Below are 859 nucleotides of genomic sequence, written 5' to 3'. Positions count from 1 at the left end.
AAGTGATGCATATGATCCGCAAGGGACAAATGCAAGACGATCGCGTCGCCCGAACGGTTGCCGAGCAGTTCTACTTGCTGGCTATGTAAGCAATCCTATGTACATTCACTCATTCGATCTACCATCGTTATCGCGACAGAACCAAGTCGACATCGTATAATGACCGGATACAGTCGCTTGGACCCTCGCGAAGAGAAAATCCGCCGTGAACAACCTGATGTCCCAACAGCCGCTTGCCGACGACGATTTTGCCCGTCTCGCCGGGTTTCTTGACTCCATCGGCGATGCCGCGATGAACATCGAAACGCTCGACGGCTATTTCGTCGCGTTGATTTGCGGACCTGACATCGTGTTGCCCAGCGAGTATCTGCCCCAGATCTGGGGGGAGGATTTTTCGTTTGAAAGCGACGGGCAGGCCCCCGAAATCATCGAGCTGCTCATGCGTCACTGGAACACGATCAGCACGGAATTGCAGCAAACGCTGCATGAGCCGAACGTGTACCTGCCCGTGTTGCTCGAGCGCGACGATGGTGTTGCACCGGCCAACGACTGGGCGCATGGCTTCATGCGCGGCGTACAGATGCGTCCTGCGAGCTGGGGGGGACTGATCCACGACGAGGACCACGGCGGGCCGATGATCCCGATCATGATGCTGCATCATGAATACAATCCCGACCCGCAGATGCGGCCACCATCGATCCCTGCGGAAAAGCGCGAGGGACTGCTGGAGACGGCTCTGTCAGGTTGATGGAGAGGGGGCGGTAGAATGACGTAATGAAGAAGACAAAACCGCTTTATCACGGCCACCGCTTCCCTGCCGTCGTCATCAGTTGCGCGGTTCGCTGGTATTTCCGGTTCA

General features: G+C 56.8%; 1 protein-coding gene and 2 pseudogenes. All 3 read left to right on the top strand.

Going from position 1 to position 859, the window contains the following annotated elements; genetic code table 11:
- Positions 1-89, top strand: a pseudogene (locus VSR34_RS38055) (IS6 family transposase); the annotation flags it as partial.
- A 116-nt stretch (positions 90-205) separates the two neighbouring features.
- The gene (locus VSR34_RS38050; protein ID WP_342965194.1) at positions 206-748 is read left to right on the top strand and encodes a UPF0149 family protein; all 543 of its coding nucleotides are present in this window, start codon (positions 206-208) and stop codon (positions 746-748) included.
- Between the two features lie 26 nt (positions 749-774).
- Positions 775-859: pseudogene (locus VSR34_RS38045) on the top strand (IS6 family transposase); the annotation flags it as partial.

The sequence above is a fragment of the Paraburkholderia sp. JHI2823 genome (genome assembly GCF_038900695.1).
GTDB classification, from domain to species: Bacteria; Pseudomonadota; Gammaproteobacteria; order Burkholderiales; family Burkholderiaceae; genus Paraburkholderia; species Paraburkholderia mimosarum.
The sequence above is the reverse complement of the archived record's forward strand: the minus strand, read 5'-3'. Positions and strand labels throughout refer to the sequence as shown.